This is a genomic window from Pseudomonas taiwanensis DSM 21245, assembly GCF_000425785.1.
GTDB classification, from domain to species: domain Bacteria; phylum Pseudomonadota; class Gammaproteobacteria; order Pseudomonadales; family Pseudomonadaceae; genus Aquipseudomonas; species Aquipseudomonas taiwanensis.
Map to the genome: position 1 here is coordinate 224,541 of NZ_AUEC01000005.1, position 20,311 is coordinate 244,851.

General features: G+C 62.8%; 18 protein-coding genes. 14 read left to right on the forward strand and 4 right to left on the reverse strand.

The genetic code is table 11. The annotated features are described in order from the left end of the window. Positions 1-14: 14 nt before the first annotated feature. Both H620_RS0101040 and H620_RS0101045 read left to right on the forward strand, forming a co-directional pair. Positions 15-1,058, forward strand: coding sequence for a calcium/sodium antiporter (locus tag H620_RS0101040; RefSeq protein WP_027906590.1), 1,044 nt, complete (start codon positions 15-17; stop codon positions 1,056-1,058). Between the two features lie 10 nt (positions 1,059-1,068). After that, a complete protein-coding gene (locus H620_RS0101045; RefSeq protein WP_023382167.1) occupies positions 1,069-1,440 on the forward strand; it encodes a carboxymuconolactone decarboxylase family protein in 372 nt (123 codons plus the stop codon). Between the two features lie 70 nt (positions 1,441-1,510). Here the strand turns inward: H620_RS0101045 and H620_RS0101050 are convergent, their stop codons facing one another. From H620_RS0101050 to H620_RS0101065, 4 genes are all read right to left on the reverse strand, one after another. Beyond that, positions 1,511-2,869, reverse strand: a complete 1,359-nt coding sequence (locus H620_RS0101050; protein WP_023382168.1) for an amino acid permease — start codon at positions 2,867-2,869, stop codon at positions 1,511-1,513. A 54-nt stretch (positions 2,870-2,923) separates the two neighbouring features. After that, entirely contained in the window at positions 2,924-3,865 is a 942-nt protein-coding gene (locus H620_RS0101055) for an AEC family transporter (protein WP_023382169.1), read from the reverse strand. Between the two features lie 197 nt (positions 3,866-4,062). Beyond that, positions 4,063-4,623, reverse strand: coding sequence for a response regulator transcription factor (locus tag H620_RS0101060; RefSeq protein ID WP_027906591.1), 561 nt, complete (start codon positions 4,621-4,623; stop codon positions 4,063-4,065). Next, complete coding sequence (locus H620_RS0101065; RefSeq protein ID WP_023382170.1) at positions 4,620-5,879, reverse strand: ATP-binding protein; 1,260 nt, start codon at positions 5,877-5,879, stop codon at positions 4,620-4,622. The genes H620_RS0101060 and H620_RS0101065 overlap by 4 nt, the downstream gene beginning before the upstream one ends. Before the next feature lie 202 nt (positions 5,880-6,081). On the opposite strand from H620_RS0101065, the gene H620_RS0101070 reads away from it, so the two are divergent. From H620_RS0101070 to H620_RS0101120, 12 genes are all read left to right on the forward strand, one after another. Then, the gene (locus H620_RS0101070) at positions 6,082-6,798 is read left to right on the forward strand and encodes an SIMPL domain-containing protein (protein WP_023382171.1); all 717 of its coding nucleotides are present in this window, start codon (positions 6,082-6,084) and stop codon (positions 6,796-6,798) included. 337 nt (positions 6,799-7,135) lie between these two features. Continuing rightward, on the forward strand, positions 7,136-8,761 hold the full coding sequence (locus H620_RS0101075; protein WP_023382172.1) for an ABC transporter substrate-binding protein: 1,626 nt from the start codon (positions 7,136-7,138) through the stop codon (positions 8,759-8,761). 124 nt (positions 8,762-8,885) lie between these two features. Further along, entirely contained in the window at positions 8,886-10,478 is a 1,593-nt protein-coding gene (locus H620_RS0101080) for an ABC transporter substrate-binding protein (protein WP_027906592.1), read from the forward strand. A 200-nt stretch (positions 10,479-10,678) separates the two neighbouring features. Continuing rightward, on the forward strand, positions 10,679-12,058 hold the full coding sequence (locus tag H620_RS0101085) for an OprD family porin (protein ID WP_023382174.1): 1,380 nt from the start codon (positions 10,679-10,681) through the stop codon (positions 12,056-12,058). A 73-nt stretch (positions 12,059-12,131) separates the two neighbouring features. Continuing rightward, a complete protein-coding gene (locus H620_RS0101090) occupies positions 12,132-13,727 on the forward strand; it encodes an ABC transporter substrate-binding protein (RefSeq protein WP_023382175.1) in 1,596 nt (531 codons plus the stop codon). A 75-nt stretch (positions 13,728-13,802) separates the two neighbouring features. Continuing rightward, entirely contained in the window at positions 13,803-14,813 is a 1,011-nt protein-coding gene (locus tag H620_RS0101095) for an ABC transporter permease subunit (RefSeq protein ID WP_023382176.1), read from the forward strand. A gap of 10 nt (positions 14,814-14,823) precedes the next feature. Further along, positions 14,824-15,750 carry an ABC transporter permease subunit gene (locus H620_RS0101100; protein ID WP_023382177.1) on the forward strand — a complete coding sequence of 309 codons (927 nt, stop codon included), beginning with the start codon at positions 14,824-14,826 and terminating at the stop codon, positions 15,748-15,750. Positions 15,751-15,760: 10 nt separating this feature from the next. Continuing rightward, positions 15,761-16,729, forward strand: coding sequence for an ABC transporter ATP-binding protein (locus H620_RS0101105; protein WP_023382178.1), 969 nt, complete (start codon positions 15,761-15,763; stop codon positions 16,727-16,729). Continuing rightward, positions 16,729-17,697 carry a peptide ABC transporter ATP-binding protein gene (locus H620_RS0101110; protein ID WP_023382179.1) on the forward strand — a complete coding sequence of 323 codons (969 nt, stop codon included), beginning with the start codon at positions 16,729-16,731 and terminating at the stop codon, positions 17,695-17,697. Before H620_RS0101105 ends, H620_RS0101110 begins: the two co-directional genes overlap by 1 nt. 82 nt (positions 17,698-17,779) lie before the next feature. Then, complete coding sequence (locus H620_RS27060) at positions 17,780-17,953, forward strand: hypothetical protein (RefSeq protein WP_162144434.1); 174 nt, start codon at positions 17,780-17,782, stop codon at positions 17,951-17,953. 51 nt (positions 17,954-18,004) lie between these two features. Continuing rightward, on the forward strand, positions 18,005-18,829 hold the full coding sequence (locus H620_RS0101115; protein ID WP_177429942.1) for an AraC family transcriptional regulator: 825 nt from the start codon (positions 18,005-18,007) through the stop codon (positions 18,827-18,829). 64 nt (positions 18,830-18,893) lie between these two features. Then, positions 18,894-20,300, forward strand: coding sequence for an NAD(P)/FAD-dependent oxidoreductase (locus H620_RS0101120; RefSeq protein WP_027906594.1), 1,407 nt, complete (start codon positions 18,894-18,896; stop codon positions 20,298-20,300). Positions 20,301-20,311 lie beyond the last annotated feature (11 nt).

Sequence of the window (20,311 nt, forward strand, 5' to 3'; positions counted from 1 at the left end):
TCAGCCTGCTGCAACTGGGCCTGGCCCTGCTATTGCTGATCGGCGGTGCCGAACTGATGGTGCGCGCCGCCCTGCGCCTGGCCCAACGCCTGCATGTGCGGCCGCTGATCATCGGCTTGAGCCTGGTGGCTTTCGGCAGCACCGCACCGCAACTGACGGTGAGCCTGCAAGCTGCCTATCAGGGCGCCCCGGACGTCGCCGTGGGCAGCGTGATCGGCAGCAACATTTTCAACGTGCTGGTCATTCTTGGCCTGGCGGCACTGATCATCCCCTTGCGGGTATCACGCCAACTGGTGCGCCTGGACATTCCGCTGATGATCGCCGCCAGCGCCTTGGTCTACGCGCTTGCAGCCAATGGTTACCTAGGCCGCCTGGAAGGGGGCCTGTTGCTCTTCGGCCTGGCGGGCTACCTGGCCATGCTCTGGCACCAGTCCCGCCACTATGCCCGCACCTACCCCGCGCCCAGCGTGGCCACGATCAGCACCCGGCGCTTCTGGTTTACCGTGACGCTGCAGATCCTGTTGGGCCTGGGCCTACTGAGCCTGGCCGGCCACTTGATGCTGGAAGCTGCCGTCGAAGTCGCCACCGACCTGGGACTGTCCGAACGCATCATCGGGCTCACCGTGGTGGCCGTGTGCACCTCCCTGCCAGAACTGGCCACCGCAATGATCGCCGCCTTGCGCGGCGAACGGGAAATCGCCGTGGGCACGGTCGTCGGCAGCAATCTGTTCAACCTGCTCGCGGTGCTCGGCCTGACCGCGACGATTGCCCCCGAGCCGCTTTCGATCTCGCCCAACGCCCTGGCCTTCGACCTGCCCGTGATGCTGGGCGTCGCAGCCCTGAGTCTGCCGGTGTTCTATTCCGGCTACCGGATCACCCGCGCCGAGGGCCTGGTGTTCCTGTGCCTGTACCTGGCCTATGGCCTGCACGTGGTGGCGTTCACCACAGGCATGCCACTGGCCGGCCGCCTGGAACGGCTGATGCTGTTCTATGTCTTGCCGGTGCTGGGCGTGGTGCTGCTGTACACCACGTTGCGCGCCTGGCGTCGCCAACACTAAGGAAAACAACATGGCCGAACACAACACCGGCGAACAGATTCGCCGCCAGGTGATGGGGGATGCATTCGTCGACCGCGCCCTGAACAACGCCACCGACTTTACCCAACCGCTGCAGGACTTCGTCAACCAACACGCCTGGGGCAGTGTCTGGGCTCGCGACGGGTTGCCGTTGAAGACCCGCAGCCTGATCACCCTGGCGACCCTGACGGCACTCAAGTGCCCGCAAGAGCTCAAGGGGCATGTGCGCGGGGCCTTGAACAATGGCTGTACGGTGGAGGAGATCCGCGAGGCGTTGCTGCATTGCGCAGTGTATGCCGGAGTACCCGCGGCGATCGATGCCTTCAGGGCAGCCCAGGAAGTAATCGACACCCACCAGGGTTGAACGATATATCGCCGTCACGCCGGCTCCCAACGTGCAGGAGCCGACGTGCCGGCGATAACGCCAGACCGTCTTACTTGGCTTGGCGCGCCTTCTTCATCTTGAAGGCCACCCACAACACAGCGATCCACGCCGGAATCAACAACACCGAGATACGAATCGGCGGGGTCAGGTACATCACCACCAGAATCAGCACGATGAACGCCAGGCACAGGTAGTTGGTCACCGGGTGACCCCAGCTGCGGTAGAACGGGTTGATACCCGCCGCCAGCTTGGCTTTACGGAACTTCAGGTGGGTAATGCTGATGCTGGCCCAGTTGATCACCAAGGCCGACACCGCCAGGGCCATCAACAGACCGAAGGCTTCACCTGGCATCAGGTAGTTGATCAGCACGCACATGCCGGTGGCGAACGCCGACACACCCAGCGCCGTCAGCGGCACGCCACGACGGCTGACCTTGAGCAGCTGCCGCGGCGCATCACCCTGGCTGGCCAGGCCGAACAGCATGCGGCTGTTGGCGTACACACAGCTGTTGTAGACCGACAGTGCAGCCGTCAGCACCACGATATTGAGGATGGTCGCGACCAGATCGCTGTCCAGCTCGTGGAAGATCATCACGAACGGGCTGCCGCCCTGCACGACCTTCTGCCACGGGTACAGCGACAGCAACACTGCCAGTGCACCGATGTAGAAAATCAGGATGCGGTACACCACCTGGTTGGTCGCCTTGGGGATGCTCTGGCGTGGGTTGTCTGCTTCGGCGGCGGTAATACCCACCAGCTCCAGGCCACCGAAGGAGAACATGATCACCGCCAAGGCCATGATCAAGCCAGTCACGCCGTTGGGGAAGAAACCACCGTACTGCCACAGGTTGGCCACGCTGGCGTCCGGCCCGCCGTGGCCACTGCTCAACAGCCAGGCACCAAAGCCGATCATGCTGACGATGGCTACCACCTTGACCAGCGCGAACCAGAACTCCAGCTCACCATAGACCTTAACCTGGGTCAGGTTGATGGCGTTGATCGCCACGAAGAAGATCGCCGCCGTGGCCCAGGTGGGAAAATCCGGCCACCAGTACTGCACGTAGATGCCCACGGCCGTCAGCTCGGCCATGCCTACCAGCACGTACACCACCCAGTAGTTCCAGCCCGATACGAAACCTGCGAACTCGCTCCAGTACTGGTGGGCGAAATGGCTGAAGCTGCCGGCGACCGGCTCTTCGACCACCATCTCGCCGAGCTGGCGCATGATGAAGAAGGCCATGAGGCCGGCAATGGCGTAGCCCAGCAGCACGGACGGGCCGGCCAGCTGGATGGTTTGGGCAATGCCCAGGAACAGCCCGGTGCCGATGGCCCCGCCCAGCGCGATCAACTGGATATGGCGATTCTTCAGCCCGCGCTGTAACCGCTCGGGCGTGCTCTGGTCTTGCATGAAGTGTCCTTTAGTCAGGAGGCCGTGTTGTTGGAGTTGTTTGCAGTCAAGGATCTAGATCCATCCGCCCCACTGCAAGATGAAAATGCCAATGTTGGTGGTAATCGCCGCCATTAGTGTGGTGATCACGATGATAGAAGCCGCCAGCTCATGATTGCCGTTGGCCGCCCGGGCCATGACATAACTGGCCGCAGCGGTCGGGCTGCCGATGTACAGGAACAGGATGCCCAGCTCGGCCCCACGGAACCCGCACAACCAGGCACCCAAGGTGCCGATCAACGGCAGCCAGAGCATCTTCACCAGGCTGGCGTCGATCGCCAGCCTGCCGCTGTCACGCAGGGCCGCCAGCGACAGGGTACCGCCGATACAGATGAGCGCCAGCGGCAGGGTCATCTGCGCCAGGTAATCACCCGAAGTCAAAAGCCAGTTAGGCAGCGGTACTTGCCCGTACGCCATGGGAGTGGCCACCAGCACGCTGATGATCAACGGGTTGCTGAAGATGCTCTTGCAAATGCTCCAGGGGTCGGACTTCAGGTCGGGGCTGTACACCGCCAGCACCACCGCCGACAGCGAGTTGTACATGAGGATGACCAGCCCCGCGAGCACCGCCCCCAGCGAGATGCCGTAGTCACCGTAGAGACTGGCCGCCAGGGCCAGGCCAATGACCCCGTTGTTGCCACGAAATGCCCCTTGGGTATAGATGCCCCGGTCGGCCAGCGGGCTACGCCAGATCGCCATGCCCCAGGCCAAGGCGAAACCGACCAGCGTGGCGACGATGAAATAGAGGATGACTCCAGGTTTGACTGCCGAAGCCAGGTCGGCGTGGTAGATACCCAGGAACAGCAACGCCGGCATGCAGACGTTGAACACCAACTGCGAGGCGACGCGATTGAAGTTGTCGTCGATCAGGTGAATGCGTTTGAGCAACACGCCCATGAACAACATGGCGAACACCGGGGCCGTGATGTTCAGCGTCTGGATAAGAAGGGCGAGCATGCGCAAGCGATCCTGATGGGAGTTGCCGTTAGGTGGCTAATGATACGCCAACGCGTCAGGAAATGCGGGGATCGTGGAGGACTATCGCGGACGTTTCTGCCTTTGCTGGCCTCCTCGCGGGCAAACCCGCTTCACAGGGATGTGCACCCCGTGGGCGTGAGTTTACCCGCGAAAGGGGCGGTGCAGGCAGCAGGAGGTCAACGGCGGACCGGGCGCTTCTGCAATTTGCGCTGCAAGGTCCGGCGGTGCATGCCCAGCGCCCGCGCAGTGGCGGAGATATTGCCTTCGTGTTCGTTGAGCACGCGCTGAATGTGTTCCCACTGCAAGCGGTCGACCGACATCGGGTTTTCCGGCACCAAGGTATCGAGGTCGGTATGTTCCGAGAGCAGCGCCGTCAGCACATCGTCCGCGTCGGCTGGTTTGCACAGGTAGTTGCAGGCACCGCGCTTGACCGCCTCGACCGCCGTGGCAATGCTCGAGTAACCGGTCAGGATCACCACACGCATTTCCGGGTCCAGCTCCAGAAGCTTGGGCAGCAGCACCAGACCGGAATCGCCTTCCATCTTCAGGTCCAACGTGGCGTAGTCCGGCAAGTCCTGCTGGGCCAGAATCAGCCCTTCTTCAGCGGAACTGGCCGTGCTGACACGGAACCCCCGACGGCTCATGGCACGGGCCATGACCCGAGTGAAGGTGGCATCGTCATCCACCAGCAACAGGTGGGGCAATTCTTCGCCTTCGACCTGGTTTTCTTCGCTCATCTTTCATCTCCTCGCTTGCCATAGGGCAGGCGCAGTTCGGTCAGGGTGCCACCCTGTTCATGACTATAGAGTTTCACCGAACCGCCCGCACGGGTCACGCTGGCCTTGCTCAAGAACAGGCCCAGGCCGAAGCCTTTGCCCTTGGTGGTGATAAAGGGTTTGCCGATGGCCTCGGCAATGGCCGGCGGCACGCCCGGGCCATGGTCACGGATGCTGATGACGATGTCCTGGGCGTCCCAGTCCAAGCGCACTTCCAAGTCATCCGGACAGGCATCGGCGGCATTGTTCAGCAGGTTCAGCAGGGCCTGGGTCAAATCCGGCGGCGGGGTCAGGCGAGGCACCTGGCCGTCTCGCAGGCGCTGGAACCGGTAGCTGGCTTCCGGGCGCATCAGGTGCCAGCGGTTGAGCGCCTCGTCGAGCCAGGCGGTAACGTCCTGCTCGACCACCGCCATGCGTCGGTTGGCCTCGGCTGCCCGCACCAGTTGCTGCAGGGTTTCCTTGCACAGTTTGACCTGGTCCTGAAGGATCTGCAGATCTTCCTGCAGCATCGGGTCAGAATGGTCCTGGCGCATTTCATTGAGCAGGACGCTCATGGTCGCCAGCGGCGTGCCCAACTCATGGGCCGCGCCTGCCGCCTGGGTGGCCACGGCCAGCAACTGCTCGTCGCGCAGGCTTTCTTCCCGCCGCTCGGAACGCAGTTGCTCCTGGCGACGCAGCTCTTCGGCCATGCGGGCGGCGAAGAAGGTGATCACCGCTGCCGCCAGCGCGATGCTCAGCCACATGCCGTACACCTGCATCTTGTCCCGCGCCATCGGCAACCCTTCGAGCGGGTAGAACTGCACCAGCAACAGGCTGTAGGCCGTCAGCGCGATGCCAGAGAGAATCAGCGAGTAGAGCCATGGCAGGGTCACTGCGGCAATCGCCAACGGCACCAGGTAATACGACACGAACGGGTTGGTCGAGCCGCCCGAGTAATAAAGCAACGCACTGTGAATCAGCAGGTCACAGGCCAGTTGCAAGGCGTATTCCAGCTCGGTGACTGGCAGCGACAGGCGCAGGCGCAACGCGGTGAACGCGCACAGGATGGATGAGAGTGCCAACGTCGCCGCCAGCGAGAACCAGGGCAGCGGCAGCAGTTCGGTCCAGTAGGCGACGCCCACCGAGCCGGCCTGGGCAGCCAGGACCAGCACGCGAATGACGGTCAGGCGCCAGAGGTTCTGACGGGTAGCGGATAGCGGTTGTACGGCGGCGAGCATGAGCTCTCCTGATGAGTGCTCCAGGAAAATCGGCTGGAGTATACCGAAGCCAGGCGCATCGCTGCAGCGATGCGGCAAAGCGCCACACTTTGTCACAGGTTCATGATGGCACTTTTGAACCCACTACACTGTTCCCGGTCTGATGGGCCATGCGTGGAAAGGAACGCCCAAGCCCACGCCTTTTATTGCCAAGGAGTCCTACATGCAAATTTCCCGTCGCGGCGCCGCCCTGGTCATGTCTTGCGGCCTGCTCGCCAGCTTGCCTGCACTGGCCGCCGATGAGCCACGCTACAACCAGGTGTCGCTGCGCGCCGAAGTCAGCAAGGAAGTCCCACGCGACTTGATGGTGGTGACCCTTTACAGCGAAGCGCAGAACACCGACCCAGGCAAGCTGGCCAAGCAGATCACCGAAACCCTGAACACATCCATCCAGCAGGCCCGTCAGGTCAAGGACGTGAAGATCAGCCAGGGCAGCCGCAACAGCTACCCGGTATACGACAGCAAAGGCCAGAAGATCACCGGCTGGCGCGAACGTGCCGAGCTGCGCCTTGAGAGCGCCGACTTCCCGGCCTTGTCGCAGCTGACCGCCGACTTGCTGCAGAACATGAAAATGGGCGGCATGGACTTCTCCATCGCCGCAGCCACCCGCAAGGCCAGCGAGGATGCCCTGCTCAAGGACGCCGTCGAGGCCTTCAAGGCACGCGCCCAACTGGCCACCGAGGCCCTGGGTGGCAAGGGCTACAAGGTGGTCAGCCTGAACCTCAACAGCAGCGGCTACCCACGCCCGTACCTGCGTAGCGCGCCCATGGCGATGAAAGCCATGGGTGCCGACGAAGCGGCCCCGGCGCCGGACATCGAGGCCGGCACCAGTGAAGTCAGCATGAACGCCGATGGCCTGATCGAAGTGCAAATGCCCTGACCCATCCCTTGAGGGGCGCCATGCGCCCCTCTCGCGGCACAAAGCCGCACACGCAGCGCTCTAACTTAGTAATTTCAGACATTTCCTACGCACGAAAACGGTGCGTCCTACGTATCATCCCGCCTCGAAATAATCAGCAAAATGCCATCTTTCGGCCTGCGCAAACGTTCAACTTGCGTGAAAGTTACATGAATGCGACATCCATGTACGGTCGTACTACTTTTCTGGCGCCAACTATCCTCCTGACTGTTGCATTGGGAATACCCCCTGCATAAGTATCCGCAGGTCGGCTCACGAGGCCACCTCAACTGAAAAAAATGACAACAATGAGGCCACCATGCTCAAACACGCAGTCATTCCGTTCCTGGTCGGCGCAGGCTTGCTAGCCGGCGCCCCCTTCGCCCAAGCCGCATCCAACCTGGTGTTCTGCTCCGAGGGCAGTCCAGCCGGCTTCGACCCTGGGCAGTACACCACGGGAACCGACTTCGACGCCTCGGCTGAAACCGTGTTCAACCGCCTGACCCAGTTCGAACGCGGCGGTACCGCGGTCATCCCGGGGCTCGCGACCAAGTGGGAAGTGTCTGACGACGGCAAGACCTATACCTTCCATCTGCGTGAAGGGGTCAAGTTCCACACCACCGACTACTTCAAGCCAACCCGGGCGTTCAACGCCGACGACGTGCTGTTCACCTTCAACCGCATGCTCGACAAGAACCACCCCTTCCGTAAAGCCTACCCCACCGAATTCCCGTACTTCACCGACATGGGCATGGACAAGAACATCGCCAAGGTGGAGAAACTCGACGATCACACCGTGCGTTTCACCCTCAATGAGGTCGATGCCGCGTTCATTCAGAACCTGGCCATGAGCTTCGCCTCCATTCAGTCGGCCGAGTACGCCGACCAGTTGCTCAAGCAAGGCAAGGCCGCCGACATCAACCAGAAGCCCATCGGCACGGGCCCGTTCGTGTTCAGCAAGTACCAGAAGGACGCGCAGATCCGCTTCAAGGGCAACAAGGACTACTGGAAGCCTGAGGACGTGAAGATCGACAACCTGATCTTCGCCATCACCACCGATGCCTCGGTGCGCATGCAGAAACTGAAGAAGAACGAGTGTCAGGTCACCCTGTTCCCGCGCCCGGCGGACATCGAGCCGCTCAAAGAGGACAAGAACCTGCAGATGCCACAGCAGGCCGGTTTCAACCTGGGCTATATCGCCTACAACGTGATGGACAAGGTCAAGGGCAGCAACGAACCCAACCCGCTGTCCCAGCTCAAGGTCCGCGAAGCGCTGGATATGGCCGTGGACAAGAAGAAGATCATCGAATCGGTCTACCAGGGCGCCGGCCAGCTTGCCGTCAACGCCATGCCGCCGACCCAGTGGTCCTACGACGACAGCATCAAGGACGCCGCCTACGACCCGGAGAAAGCCAAGCAACTGCTCAAGGAAGCGGGTATCAAGGAAGGCACCGAGATCACCCTGTGGGCGATGCCGGTTCAACGTCCCTACAACCCCAACGCCAAGTTGATGGCCGAAATGCTGCAGTCCGACTGGGGCAAGATTGGTATCAAGGCCAAGATCGTCAGCTACGAATGGGGTGAGTACATCAAGCGTTCCAAGGGCGGCGAGCAGGGTGCGATGCTGATTGGCTGGAGCGGCGACAACGGTGACCCGGACAACTGGCTCGGTACCCTCTACGGTTGCGATGCCATTGACGGCAACAACTTCTCCAAGTGGTGCTACAAGCCCTATGACGACCTGATCAAGCAGGCCAAGGCCACCTCCGACCAGGGCAAACGCACCGAGCTGTACCAGAAGGCGCAACACATCCTCAAGGAACAGGTACCCATCACACCTATCGCGCACTCCACCGTGTATCAGCCAATGAGCGCCAAGGTGAAGGACTTCAAGATCAGTCCGTTCGCGTTGAACTCGTTCTACGGCGTCAGTGTAGACAAGTAGCACCGCAACCTTCGCCCCTTCCCCTACATGCAGCCCACCCCCGACGCTACCCGCGTCGGGTTTGGGTCCCTGTTGCCGCAATTCGTACCCCGAGGCGGCGAGAACAGCTGGAAAAGGAATTGCCATGCGCCACGTTACCCGTCTTTCGACCCTGCTTGCCCTCAGCCTGCTGGCCCAGGCCCCTGCCCTCCAGGCCAAGAGCCTGGTGTTCTGCTCGGAGGGCAGTCCGGCAGGGTTCGACACAGCCCAGTACACCAGCGCCACCGACAATGACGCCGCCGAGCCGATCTACAACCGACTGGTCGAGTTCGAGCGCGGCGGCACAGCGGTACAACCCGCCCTGGCTACCCGATGGGAAGTATCCGATGACGGCCTGCGCTACACCTTCCACCTGCGCGAAGGGGTCAAGTTCCACGCCAACAAGGTTTTCACCCCAAGCCGCGACTTCAATGCCGAGGATGTGCTGTTCACTTTCAACCGCATGCTCGACAAGCAGCACCCGTTCCGTAAGGGCTACCCCACTGAGTTCCCCTACTTCGTCAGCATGGGCCTGGACAAGAACATCGCCCGTGTCGAGAAAACCGACCCGCACACCGTGGTGTTCACCCTCAACCGCGTCGATGCCGCGTTCATCCAGAACCTGGCCATGAGCTTCGCCTCGATACTGTCCGCCGAGTACGCCCAACAACTGCTGGCCAGCGGCCGCCCCAGCGACATCAACCAGCAACCGATCGGCACTGGCCCCTTCGTATTCCAGCGCTACCAGAAAGACGCGCAGATCCGCTTCAAGGGCAACAAAGACTACTGGGCAGCGGATGAGGTCAAGATCGACAACCTGGTGTTCTCGATCAACGTCGACCCTTCGGTGCGCATTCAGAAGCTGCGCCGCAATGAATGCCAGGTCACCCTGCACCCGCGCCCGGCAGACCTGCCAGCGCTCAGGGGAGACGACCGGTTGCAGGTGCTCCGGCAACCTGGCTTCAACCTCGGCTACATCGCCTACAACACCCAACATCCACCGTTCGACCGGCTGGAAGTCCGCCAGGCCATGGACATGGCGGTGAACAAACAGGCGATTCTCCAGGCGGTGTATCAGGACTCCGGCCAACAGGCGGTCAACGCCATGCCGCCCACTCAATGGTCCTATGACCAAACCATCAAGGATGCCCCGTTCGACCCGGCCAAAGCCAAGGCCCTGCTGCAACAGGCCGGTGTCAAGGAAGGCACCGAAGTTACCCTGTGGGCCATGCCGGTGCAACGCCCCTACAACCCCAACGCCAAGCTCATGGCCGAGATGCTGCAGGCCGACTGGAGCAAGCTCGGCTTCAAGGTGCGCATCGTCAGCTACGAGTGGGGCGAGTACCTCAAGCGCATGAAGAGCGGTGAACACGATATCGCCCTGATCGGCTGGACCGGTGACAACGGCGACCCGGACAACTGGCTGGGCACCCTCTACAACTGTGATGCCATCGGCAGCAACAACTACTCGCTGTGGTGCGACCCGCAGTACGACAGCCTGGTGAAGAAAGCCAAGCAAGTCACCGACCGCGCCGAACGCACGGCGCTTTACCAACAGGCCCAGCAGCGCCTCAAGCAGCAGGTGCCGATCACGCCGGTGGCGCATTCCACCGTCAACCAGCCGATCAGCGCCAAGGTCGCCGACTTTCGGGTCAGCCCGTTTGGCCGCAACGACTTCTCGGGTGTGAGCATCGACTGACCTGCAACCGATACCGGTCCTATCGCCGGCAAGCCAGCGCCTGCACGGGCTGTGGCTGCTGGAGCCGGCTTGCCGGCGAGAAGGCCGGTACAGACGAAGAACATGCCCGGCGATCCCGTGGCAACCCTGGCAACACCGCAGCAAACACCCCAGCCCACGAGGCCTGGTGAGAACTAAAAGAAAAGAAAGGGAGCTTTACTTTGAAACGTTTCACGATAACCGCGCTGGCCTTATCCATCGGCACCTTCTGCGCCATGGCACAGGCCGAAACCCAGAGCCAGGACTACGTTCCGTTCAGCCTGAAAAGCACCAGCGAGCAGGACGATGCCAAAGGCTTCATCGACGGCCAGAGCCTATCCGGCAGCACCCGTAACTGGTACGCCCGCGAGCGCGCCACCCGCGCTCCGCTGTGGAAGTATTACAAGAGCGATGGCACCCGCCACGACACCCACAGCCGGGACAACTGGCTGCAAGGCACCATCCTCAACTACAGCTCGGGCTTCACCCAGGGCACCGTGGGCTTCGCCGTGGAAGCGGCCGGCTACAACGCCATCGCCCTGGAACAGGGCCGCGCGGCAGTCGCCGGCCCCAACAACCGTACCCTGACCCACAGCGATGGCGACCCCATCGGCCAGTGGAGCAAGATGGGCCTGGCCAACGTCAAGGCACGCGTGTCCAACACCACCCTCACCGTGGGCCGCCAATCCGTCGACACACCGATGATCGCCTTCATCGGTAACCGTGCCCTGCCATCGAGCTTCCAGGGTGCATTCCTGCACAGCGCCGAGTTCGACAACCTTTCGTTCGATCTCGGCACCTTCGACCGGGTCTCCCCGCGTACCGAGCAGAGCCTGAGCAAATTCCGCAGCGAGTACAGCGCCACCGGTGTCGAAACCGACCGTGCCAGCACCGCCGGGGTCAACTACCAGCCGCTCAAGAGCCTGACTACCAGCCTGTACGCCACCAAGGTCGATGATTTCTGGAACCAGTACTACTTCGGTGCCAACCACGTGCTGGGCGACAGCGCGGTGCTTAGCCTGACCACCGGCCTGAACTACTACAAGACCGTGGACGAAGGCAGCAAGAAGATGGGTGACATCGACAACGACACCTACAGCCTGTCGCTTGGCCTGACTCACCAGGCCCACACCCTCGCCGCCTCGTGGCAGCAGGTGAACGGCAACGAGTACTTCGACTACCTGCACGAGACCAACGGCATCTACCTGGCCAACTCGCTGCTGTCGGACTTCAACGGCCCGAACGAGAAATCCCTGCAGATTTCCTACGTACTGAACATGGCGCCCTACGGCGTGCCTGGCCTGAAGTTCAACCTGTACAACGCCCGAGGCTGGGGCATCGACGGTACTCACTACCGCGGCACCGCCTACGACGTGAATGGACTGGATGGCGAGACCCATTACGAGTGGGGGATCGGCACCAGCTACGCGGTACAGAGCGGGCCACTGAAAGACACCAGCATCCGCGCCACCTACACCGCGCACCGGGCCAGCAAGGCCCAGGGTGATGGCAGCCTGGACGAACTGCGTATCGTCACCACCATTCCGTTCAACATTCTGTAACCGCTGACGCCACGGCCCGCTCCACCTCGGGCCGTGGCGGCTACGCTGGAAACAATGCAAGCAGGGAGTTTCCATGAAATCGTTACCGCTCCGCGCTGCCCTCGCAGCGGTCATCCTGGGCAGTGCCACGCACCTGGCGGCCAAGCCGCTGGTGGTATGCACCGAAGCCAGCCCGGAAGGCTTCGACATCGTCCAGTACACCACGGCGGTCACCGCCGACGCCGCGGCCGAGACCGTATTCAACCGTCTGGTCGACTTCAAGCCCGGCACCACTGATATCCAGCCCGCCCTGGCCGAGCGTTGGGACGTCTCGCCAGACGGCCTGACCTATACCTTCCACCTGCGCGAAGGCGTCAAGTTCCACACCACCGACTACTTCACGCCTACCCGCGATTTCAACGCCGACGACGTGCTGTGGAGCCTGAACCGCCAGCTCGACCCGAACCACCCGTGGCACGCCAAGAGCAGCGTCGGCTACCCATACTTCGAAAGCATGGCCTTCAAGGAACTGCTCAAGTCGGTGGAAAAGACCGACGATCGCACCGTGGTGATCACACTCACCCGACCGGAGGCACCGTTCCTGCGTGACATGGCCATGGCCTTTACCTCGATCTACTCCGCCGAATACGGCGACCAGTTGCTCAAGGCGGGAAAGACCGGCGACCTCAACAGCAAGCCCATCGGCACAGGTCCCTTCGTCTTCCAGCGCTACAACAAGGACGCCCAGGTCCGCTACAAAGCCAACCCGGACTATTTCCGCGGCAAGCCACCGGCCGACTCGCTGATCTTCGCCATCGCCACCGACAGCAACGTGCGCCTGCAGAAACTGCGCGCCAACGAATGCCAGGTGGCGTTGTACCCCAAGCCAGACGATGTGCCGTCGATCAAGGCGGACCCCAAGCTGAAGGTCGACGAGATCGAAGCACTGGTCACCGGTTACATCTCGATGAATACCGAGCACAAGTACCTGAGCGATGTGCGCGTGCGCAAAGCCATCAACATGGCCTTCGACCGCCAGACCCACGTTGACCAGCTATTCGGCAAGGGCAACGCACTGGTCGGCGTGAACCCCTACCCACCGACCATGATCGGCTACAACACCGACAACAAGAACCCGCCTCGCGACTTGGCCAAGGCCCGCGAGTTGCTCAAGCAAGCGGGTGTACCCGAAGGCACCGTGATCACCCTGTTCACCCGCAATGGCGGCGGCCCGACCAACCCCAACCCACGGCTGTCCGCCGAGATGCTGCAGGCCGACCTCAAGCAGATCGGCCTCAAGCTGGATATCCGCGTGATGGAATGGGCCGAGATGCTGCGCAGGGCGAAGAACGGTGAAGCCGACCTGGTGTCCACCGGGTGGGCCGGCGACAACGGCGACCCGGACAACTTCCTCAGTCCACTGCTCAGCTGCGATGCCGCCAAAAGCGGCGAGAACTACGCGCGCTGGTGCAACCCCAGATTCCAGGAGCTGATCACCCGCGCCCGCGAAGTGATCGACAACGACCAACGCGCAAGGCTCTATGCCGAGGCTTTGAAGGTGTACGATGACGATCAACCCTGGATCAGCATGGCCCATCCGAAGATGTTCACCGCCATGCGTGACAACGTGGAGGGTTACGTGATCAACCCTCTGACCAACAACAACTTCGCCACCACCAAGGTGAAGTAGAACAACAACGACCGCCGGGACCCCACACGGGCACCGGCGGCACTGCCCTGACCGGCTGATGAGGTACCTCCGACAATGTTGAGTTTTATTGCCCGGCGTCTAGGCCTGCTGATTCCGACCTTCTTCGGTATCACCTTGCTGACCTTCGCGCTCATACGCCTGATCCCCGGCGACCCGGTGGAAGTCATGATGGGCGAGCGCAGGGTCGACCCTGAAATGCACGCCCAGGCCATGGAACGCCTGGGCCTGAACAAGCCCCTGCCGGTCCAGTACCTGGACTACGTCGGCAAACTCGCCCAGGGAGACCTGGGCGAGTCGCTGCGCACCCGCGAAAGTGTCTGGACCGAGTTTCTCACTCTGTTCCCGGCCACCCTCGAACTGGCCTTCGCCGCCCTGGTGTTCGCCGGAGTCGTCGGCCTGCTGGCCGGGGTGATCGCCGCGCTCAAGCGCGGTTCGCTGTTCGACCACGGGGTGATGGGCATTTCCCTGGCCGGCTATTCCATGCCGATCTTCTGGTGGGGCCTGATCCTGATCATGTTCTTCTCCGTGAGCCTGGGCTGGACCCCTGTGTCGGGGCGCATCGACCTGCTCTATGACATCGAGCCGAAGACCGGCTTCATGCTCATCGACACATTGCTCAGCGACGAAGAAGGCGCCTTCAAGGATGCCGTGATGCACCTGATCCTGCCAGCCATCGTGCTGGGCACCATCCCGCTGGCGGTGATCGCCCGCATGACCCGCTCGTCGATGCTCGAAGTGCTGCGCGAGGACTACATCCGTACCGCCCGCGCCAAAGGCCTGTCACCGGCCCGCGTGGTCTTCGTGCACGGTCTGCGTAACGCGTTGATCCCTGTGCTGACGGTGTTCGGCCTGCAGGTCGGCACCTTGCTGGCCGGTGCGGTGCTCACCGAAACCATCTTCTCCTGGCCGGGCATCGGCAAGTGGCTGATCGAAGCCATCGGCGCCCGTGACTACCCCGTGGTCCAGAATGGCATCCTGTTGATTGCCTGCCTGGTGATTCTGGTCAACTTCGTCGTGGACATCCTCTACGGCCTGGCCAACCCACGCATCCGTCATCAGCGCTGAGGTCTTCGCCATGACTAGCCCGATTCCAAAATCCGTCACGCCGGCCAGCCCGGTGGACCAAAGCCTGCTCTACCCGTCACCGTACAAAGAGTTCTGGCAGGCCTTTTCACGCAACAAAGGTGCAGTGCTGGGCCTGGCCTTCATGTGCCTGGTGGTGTTTTGCGCTGTGTTCGCCCCATGGGTCGCGCCGCACGACCCCAGCGAGCAGTACCGCGACTTCCTGCTGACCCCTCCGGTGTGGCTCGAAGGCGGTACCTGGCAGTTCATCCTCGGCACCGACGAACTGGGCCGCGACTTGCTCTCGCGGTTGATCCAGGGCGCTCGGCTGTCGCTGCTGATCGGCCTGTCGTCGGTGGTGATGTCGCTGATCCCCGGTATCCTGCTCGGCCTGCTGGCCGGGTTCTTCCCGCAGATCCTCGGCCCTTCGATCATGCGCCTGATGGACGTGATGCTGGCCCTGCCCTCGCTGCTGCTGGCCGTGGCCATCGTCGCCATACTCGGCCCAGGCCTGATCAACACGGTGATCGCCATCGCCATCGTGTCACTGCCGTCCTACGTGCGCCTGACCCGCGCGGCGGTAATGGGCGAGTTGAACCGCGACTACGTCACCGCCGCGCGCCTGGCCGGTGCCGGCCTGCCACGCTTGATGTTCGTCACCGTGCTACCCAACTGCATGGCGCCGCTGATCGTGCAGGCGACCCTGAGTTTCTCCTCGGCGATTCTCGACGCCGCGGCCCTGGGCTTCCTCGGCTTGGGCGTGCAACCGCCCACCCCGGAATGGGGCACCATGCTGGCTTCGGCACGTGACTACATCGAGCGCGCCTGGTGGGTGGTGAGCCTGCCCGGCCTGACCATTCTGCTCAGTGTGCTGGCAATCAACCTGATGGGCGACGGCCTGCGCGATGCGCTGGACCCGAAACTCAAGAACGCCGCCTGAGGAGAACGCCATGTCACTGTTGCAGATCAACAACCTGAACGTGCGCTTCGGCGACACCAATGCAGTACCCGTGGTGGACGGCCTGGACCTGGCGGTAGATGCCGGCGAGATCCTGGCCATCGTCGGCGAGTCCGGCTCGGGCAAGTCGGTGACCATGATGGCCCTGATGGGCCTGATCGACGCCCCCGGGCGTATCACTGCCGACGCCCTCACCTTCGACGGCACCGACATGCTCAAGCTCAGCGGCCGCCAGCGGCGCAAGGTGGTGGGCAAGGACATCGCCATGGTCTTCCAGGACCCGATGACCGCGCTCAACCCCAGCTACACCGTGGGCTACCAGATCGAGGAGGTGCTGCGCCAACACCTGGGCCTCAAGGGCAAGGCCGCTCGCCAGCGTGCCCTGGAATTGCTCAAGAAGGTCGAGATTCCGGCTGCCGAAAGCCGCCTGGACGCCTACCCGCACCAGTTGTCCGGCGGCATGAGCCAACGGGTGGCGATCGCCATGGCGATCGCCGGCGAGCCCAAGCTGCTGATCGCCGACGAGCCGACCACCGCCCTGGACGTGACCATCCAGGCGCAGATCATGGAACTGCTGGTCAACTTGCAGAAAGAGCGCAACATGGCGCTCATCCTGATCACCCACGACCTGGCCGTGGTGGCCGAAACCGCCAAGCGCGTGTGCGTGATGTACGCCGGGCAAGCCGTGGAAGTGGGCCAGGTACCAGAGCTGTTCGACGTACCCGCCCACCCTTACAGCGAAGCCCTGTTGGCGGCCATCCCCGAGCACAGTCTCGGTGCCGAACGCCTGTCCACGCTACCCGGCATCGTACCCGGTCGTTACGACCGCCCAGCCGGCTGCCTGCTGTCGCCGCGCTGCCCGTACGTGCAGGAAAACTGCCGGCGCCAGCGCCCACCCCTTGATCCCCAGGCGCATAGCCTGGTGCGTTGCTTCTATCCGCTGAACCAGGAGGTGGCGTGATGGCCGTCGTTCTTTCCGCTCGGGAGCTGACCCGGCATTACGAAGTATCGCGTGGTCTGTTCAAAGGCCATGCCCTGGTACGCGCCCTCAATGGCGTGTCGTTCGAGCTAGAGGCTGGCAAGACCCTGGCCGTGGTCGGCGAATCCGGCTGTGGCAAGTCGACCCTGGCCCGCGCCCTGACACTCATCGAAGAGCCCTCCTCCGGTTCGCTGCAAATCGCCGGCACCGAGGTCAAGGGCGCCAGCAAGGCTGAACGCAAGCAGCTGCGCCGCGATGTGCAGATGGTCTTCCAGAGCCCTTACGCGTCGCTCAACCCCCGGCAGAAAATCGGCGATCAACTGGCAGAACCGCTGTTGATCAACACCTCGCTGAGCAAGGCCGAGCGGCGCGAAAAAGTGCAGAAGATGATGGAACAGGTAGGCCTGCGTCCCGAGCATTACCAGCGCTACCCACACATGTTCTCCGGCGGCCAGCGCCAGCGGATTGCGTTGGCCCGGGCGATGATGCTGCAACCGAAGGTGCTGGTGGCGGACGAGCCAACCTCAGCGCTGGACGTGTCGATCCAGGCCCAGGTCCTTAACCTGTTCATGGACCTGCAAAGGGAGTTCAACACCGCCTACGTGTTCATTTCGCATAACCTGGCAGTAGTGCGCCATGTAGCGGATCAGGTGCTGGTGATGTACCTGGGCCGGCCGGCAGAGATGGGGCCGAAGGAGGATATCTACGAAAAGCCGCTGCATCCCTACACCCAGGCGTTGCTGTCGGCGACTCCGGCGATCCACCCGGACCCGCTGAAGCCGAAGATCCGCATTGCCGGCGAACTGCCCAACCCGCTGAACCCGCCAGAGGGCTGCGCGTTCCACAAGCGCTGCCCCTACGCGACCGAGCGGTGTGCCAACGAGGTACCGGCCTTCAGGCAGGTGGCCTCCCGGCAGGTGGCTTGCCATTATGCGGAGCAGTTTCTCTAGGCCCAGATAGCGCCCCTCGCCGGCAAGCCGGCTCCTACAGGCGCTGTAGGGGCCGGATTGTCGGCAATGGCCGTCTCAATGCATGAAGAACCAGATCAGAATGATCACTGGAATCGGCACCCCAATCATCCACAGCAGTATCGAGCGCATGGCTTTTCTCCTGTTCGGCGGTGAACAAACCGGTGCACGCGCCATGCCAGCGCCCGCGAAAACCCATAGCTATCCGAATCAACGGCTTACGCTGCCTGCCGCTTGATAGAACCGTGCAATATGCCGGACCCACGCCCTTGCACCTGGGTGTTCTGCAATGCACTATCCATTCATGACCGCCCTCACCCTCCCCGACGGCCCAGAACAGACCCCACGCACGGCTGACACGGTGCTGCGCTATCACCTGTGCTGGAAGCACCGGGACCTGGATGGCGTCATCGCGCTCTACCACCCTGACATCCAGTACCACGACTTTTTCCAGAATCGCGTGCTCGGCTACCACGAGCTGCGCGACTACGTGCGCGCCTGCCTGCCCCATGAGGCTGGCGAAGACATCGTCCATAGCGACCGCATCCGCGTGGACGGCTGCACCGCGTTCATCCAGTACCAGGTGACGGTCCAGGGCGGCGACGGCCTGGTGGCGTTCCAGTCCAGCGAGGCAATTACCGTCAAGGACGACCTGATCTGGCGAGTCAACGAATATGCCACCCTGGTGCGCCAGAATGGCCACAGCCCTGCCAGCGGCGGTTTGCGTCCTGCCACCAGCCGCTTGGGCCTGTCACCACGCCAACTGTCGACCATGGCTCAGGACCTTGAGCACTATTTCCAGCGCCAACGCCCCTACCTTGACCCGGAGCTGAATCTGCAACAGGTCGCCGACGCCAGCGGCTACAGCCGCAACCAGATCTCCTACCTGCTCAACCAGGTGCTCGGGCAGAGCTTCTATCGCTACGTCAACCAGGCCCGCCTGCAACACTTGATGGCGATCCTTGACCACGGCAGCGCCGACACGCCGATAGACGACCTGGCCTTCAATGCCGGCTTCAACTCACTTTCGGCGTTCTACAAAGCGTTTCGCGAACACACCGGCCTGACGCCCAAGGCGTACCTGAAGCAAAATTCCCTGCGTGCACGCACGTAAGACAGCCATCGTCGAACGCTACTAGGATCGCCCACAGACATTGATGGATGTGGAGCCGAACCCGATGCAACCCCTGCGCACGCTCAGCCTGTGGATGGACCAGCTCGACGAGCCACTGTGCGCGCGCCCCGCTCTGCGCGAAGACCTGGACGTCGATGTGTGCATCATCGGTGCGGGCTATACCGGCCTGTGGACCGCCTACTACCTCAAGCGGCAGGCGCCGCAACTGAGCATTGCTGTAATCGAAGCCAACATCGCCGGCTTCGGTGCCTCGGGGCGCAATGGCGGCTGGCTGATGGGCAACCTGCTGGGCGAGGACCGGTTGCTCGCCACGCTGTCACCGCAAACGCGCCGCGCCAGCATCGACCTGCTGCACGGCATTCCCGATGAAGTGCAAAGCGTGCTGCAACGCGAGGCCATCGACTGCGATTACCGTAAAGGTGGCGTCCTGTATTGCGCTGCGCGCTACCCCGAGCAGGAGCGCAACCTGCGCGCCTACCTTGATGACCTGTATCGCCAGGGCATGACCGAGGACGACTATCGCTGGCTGCGCCCCGAGCAGTTGGATGCCCAACTGCGGGTCAGCAATGCCTATGGCGCCATCTACAGTCCGCACACCGCGACGATCCAGCCGGCCAAGCTGGTGCGCGGCCTGGCCCGTGCAGTGGAAGCGCTGGGCGTGCCGATCTACGAGAACACCCCGGCCATCGACTGGCAGCCCGGTGCAGTTCGCTCGCCCCTGGCGCATATTCGCTGCCACTGGGTAGTGCCTGCCGTGGAGGGTTACGCCGCCAGCCTGCCCCCGCTGGGCAAGCACCAACTGCCGGTACAGAGCCTGCTGGTGGCTACCGAGCCTCTGCCGGAATCGACCTGGGAACGGATCGGCCTGTCCCAGGGCCAAGCCTTCAGCGAGAGCAGCCGCCAGGTCACCTACGGCCAACGCACCGCCGACAACCGCCTGGTGTTCGGCGCCCGCGGCGGCTATCGCTTCGGCGGCCGTCTGCGCGAGAACTTCAACCTGAACGATCAAGAGATCGAGCTGCGTCGCTACCTGTTCAGCGAGCTGTTCCCGCAGCTGGGACACGTACGGATCACCCATTCGTGGGGCGGCAACCTGGGCATGGCCCGGCGCTTCCGCCCGCACATGCTCTGCGACCGCCAGCGCGGTATCGCCCTTTCCGGTGGCTATGGCGGTGAAGGCGTCGGGGCCACCAACCTGGGCGGCCGCACGCTGGCGGCGCTGATTCTCAACCAGCACAACGAACTGACCGCACAGCCCTGGGTGCTGGACAACCGGCCCGTGTCGAGCCTGGCCAGCTGGCCGCCCGAGCCGTGCCGCTGGCTGGGCTACAACGCGATCATCCAAAGCTTCGTCCACGAGGACCGGACCCTCGCCAACCCCGCCAGCGCGCCCTGGAGGCGGCGCCTGGCCAGCTCGCTTGCGGACTTCATGGAAGGCTTCATGCACTGATTACCTTCACC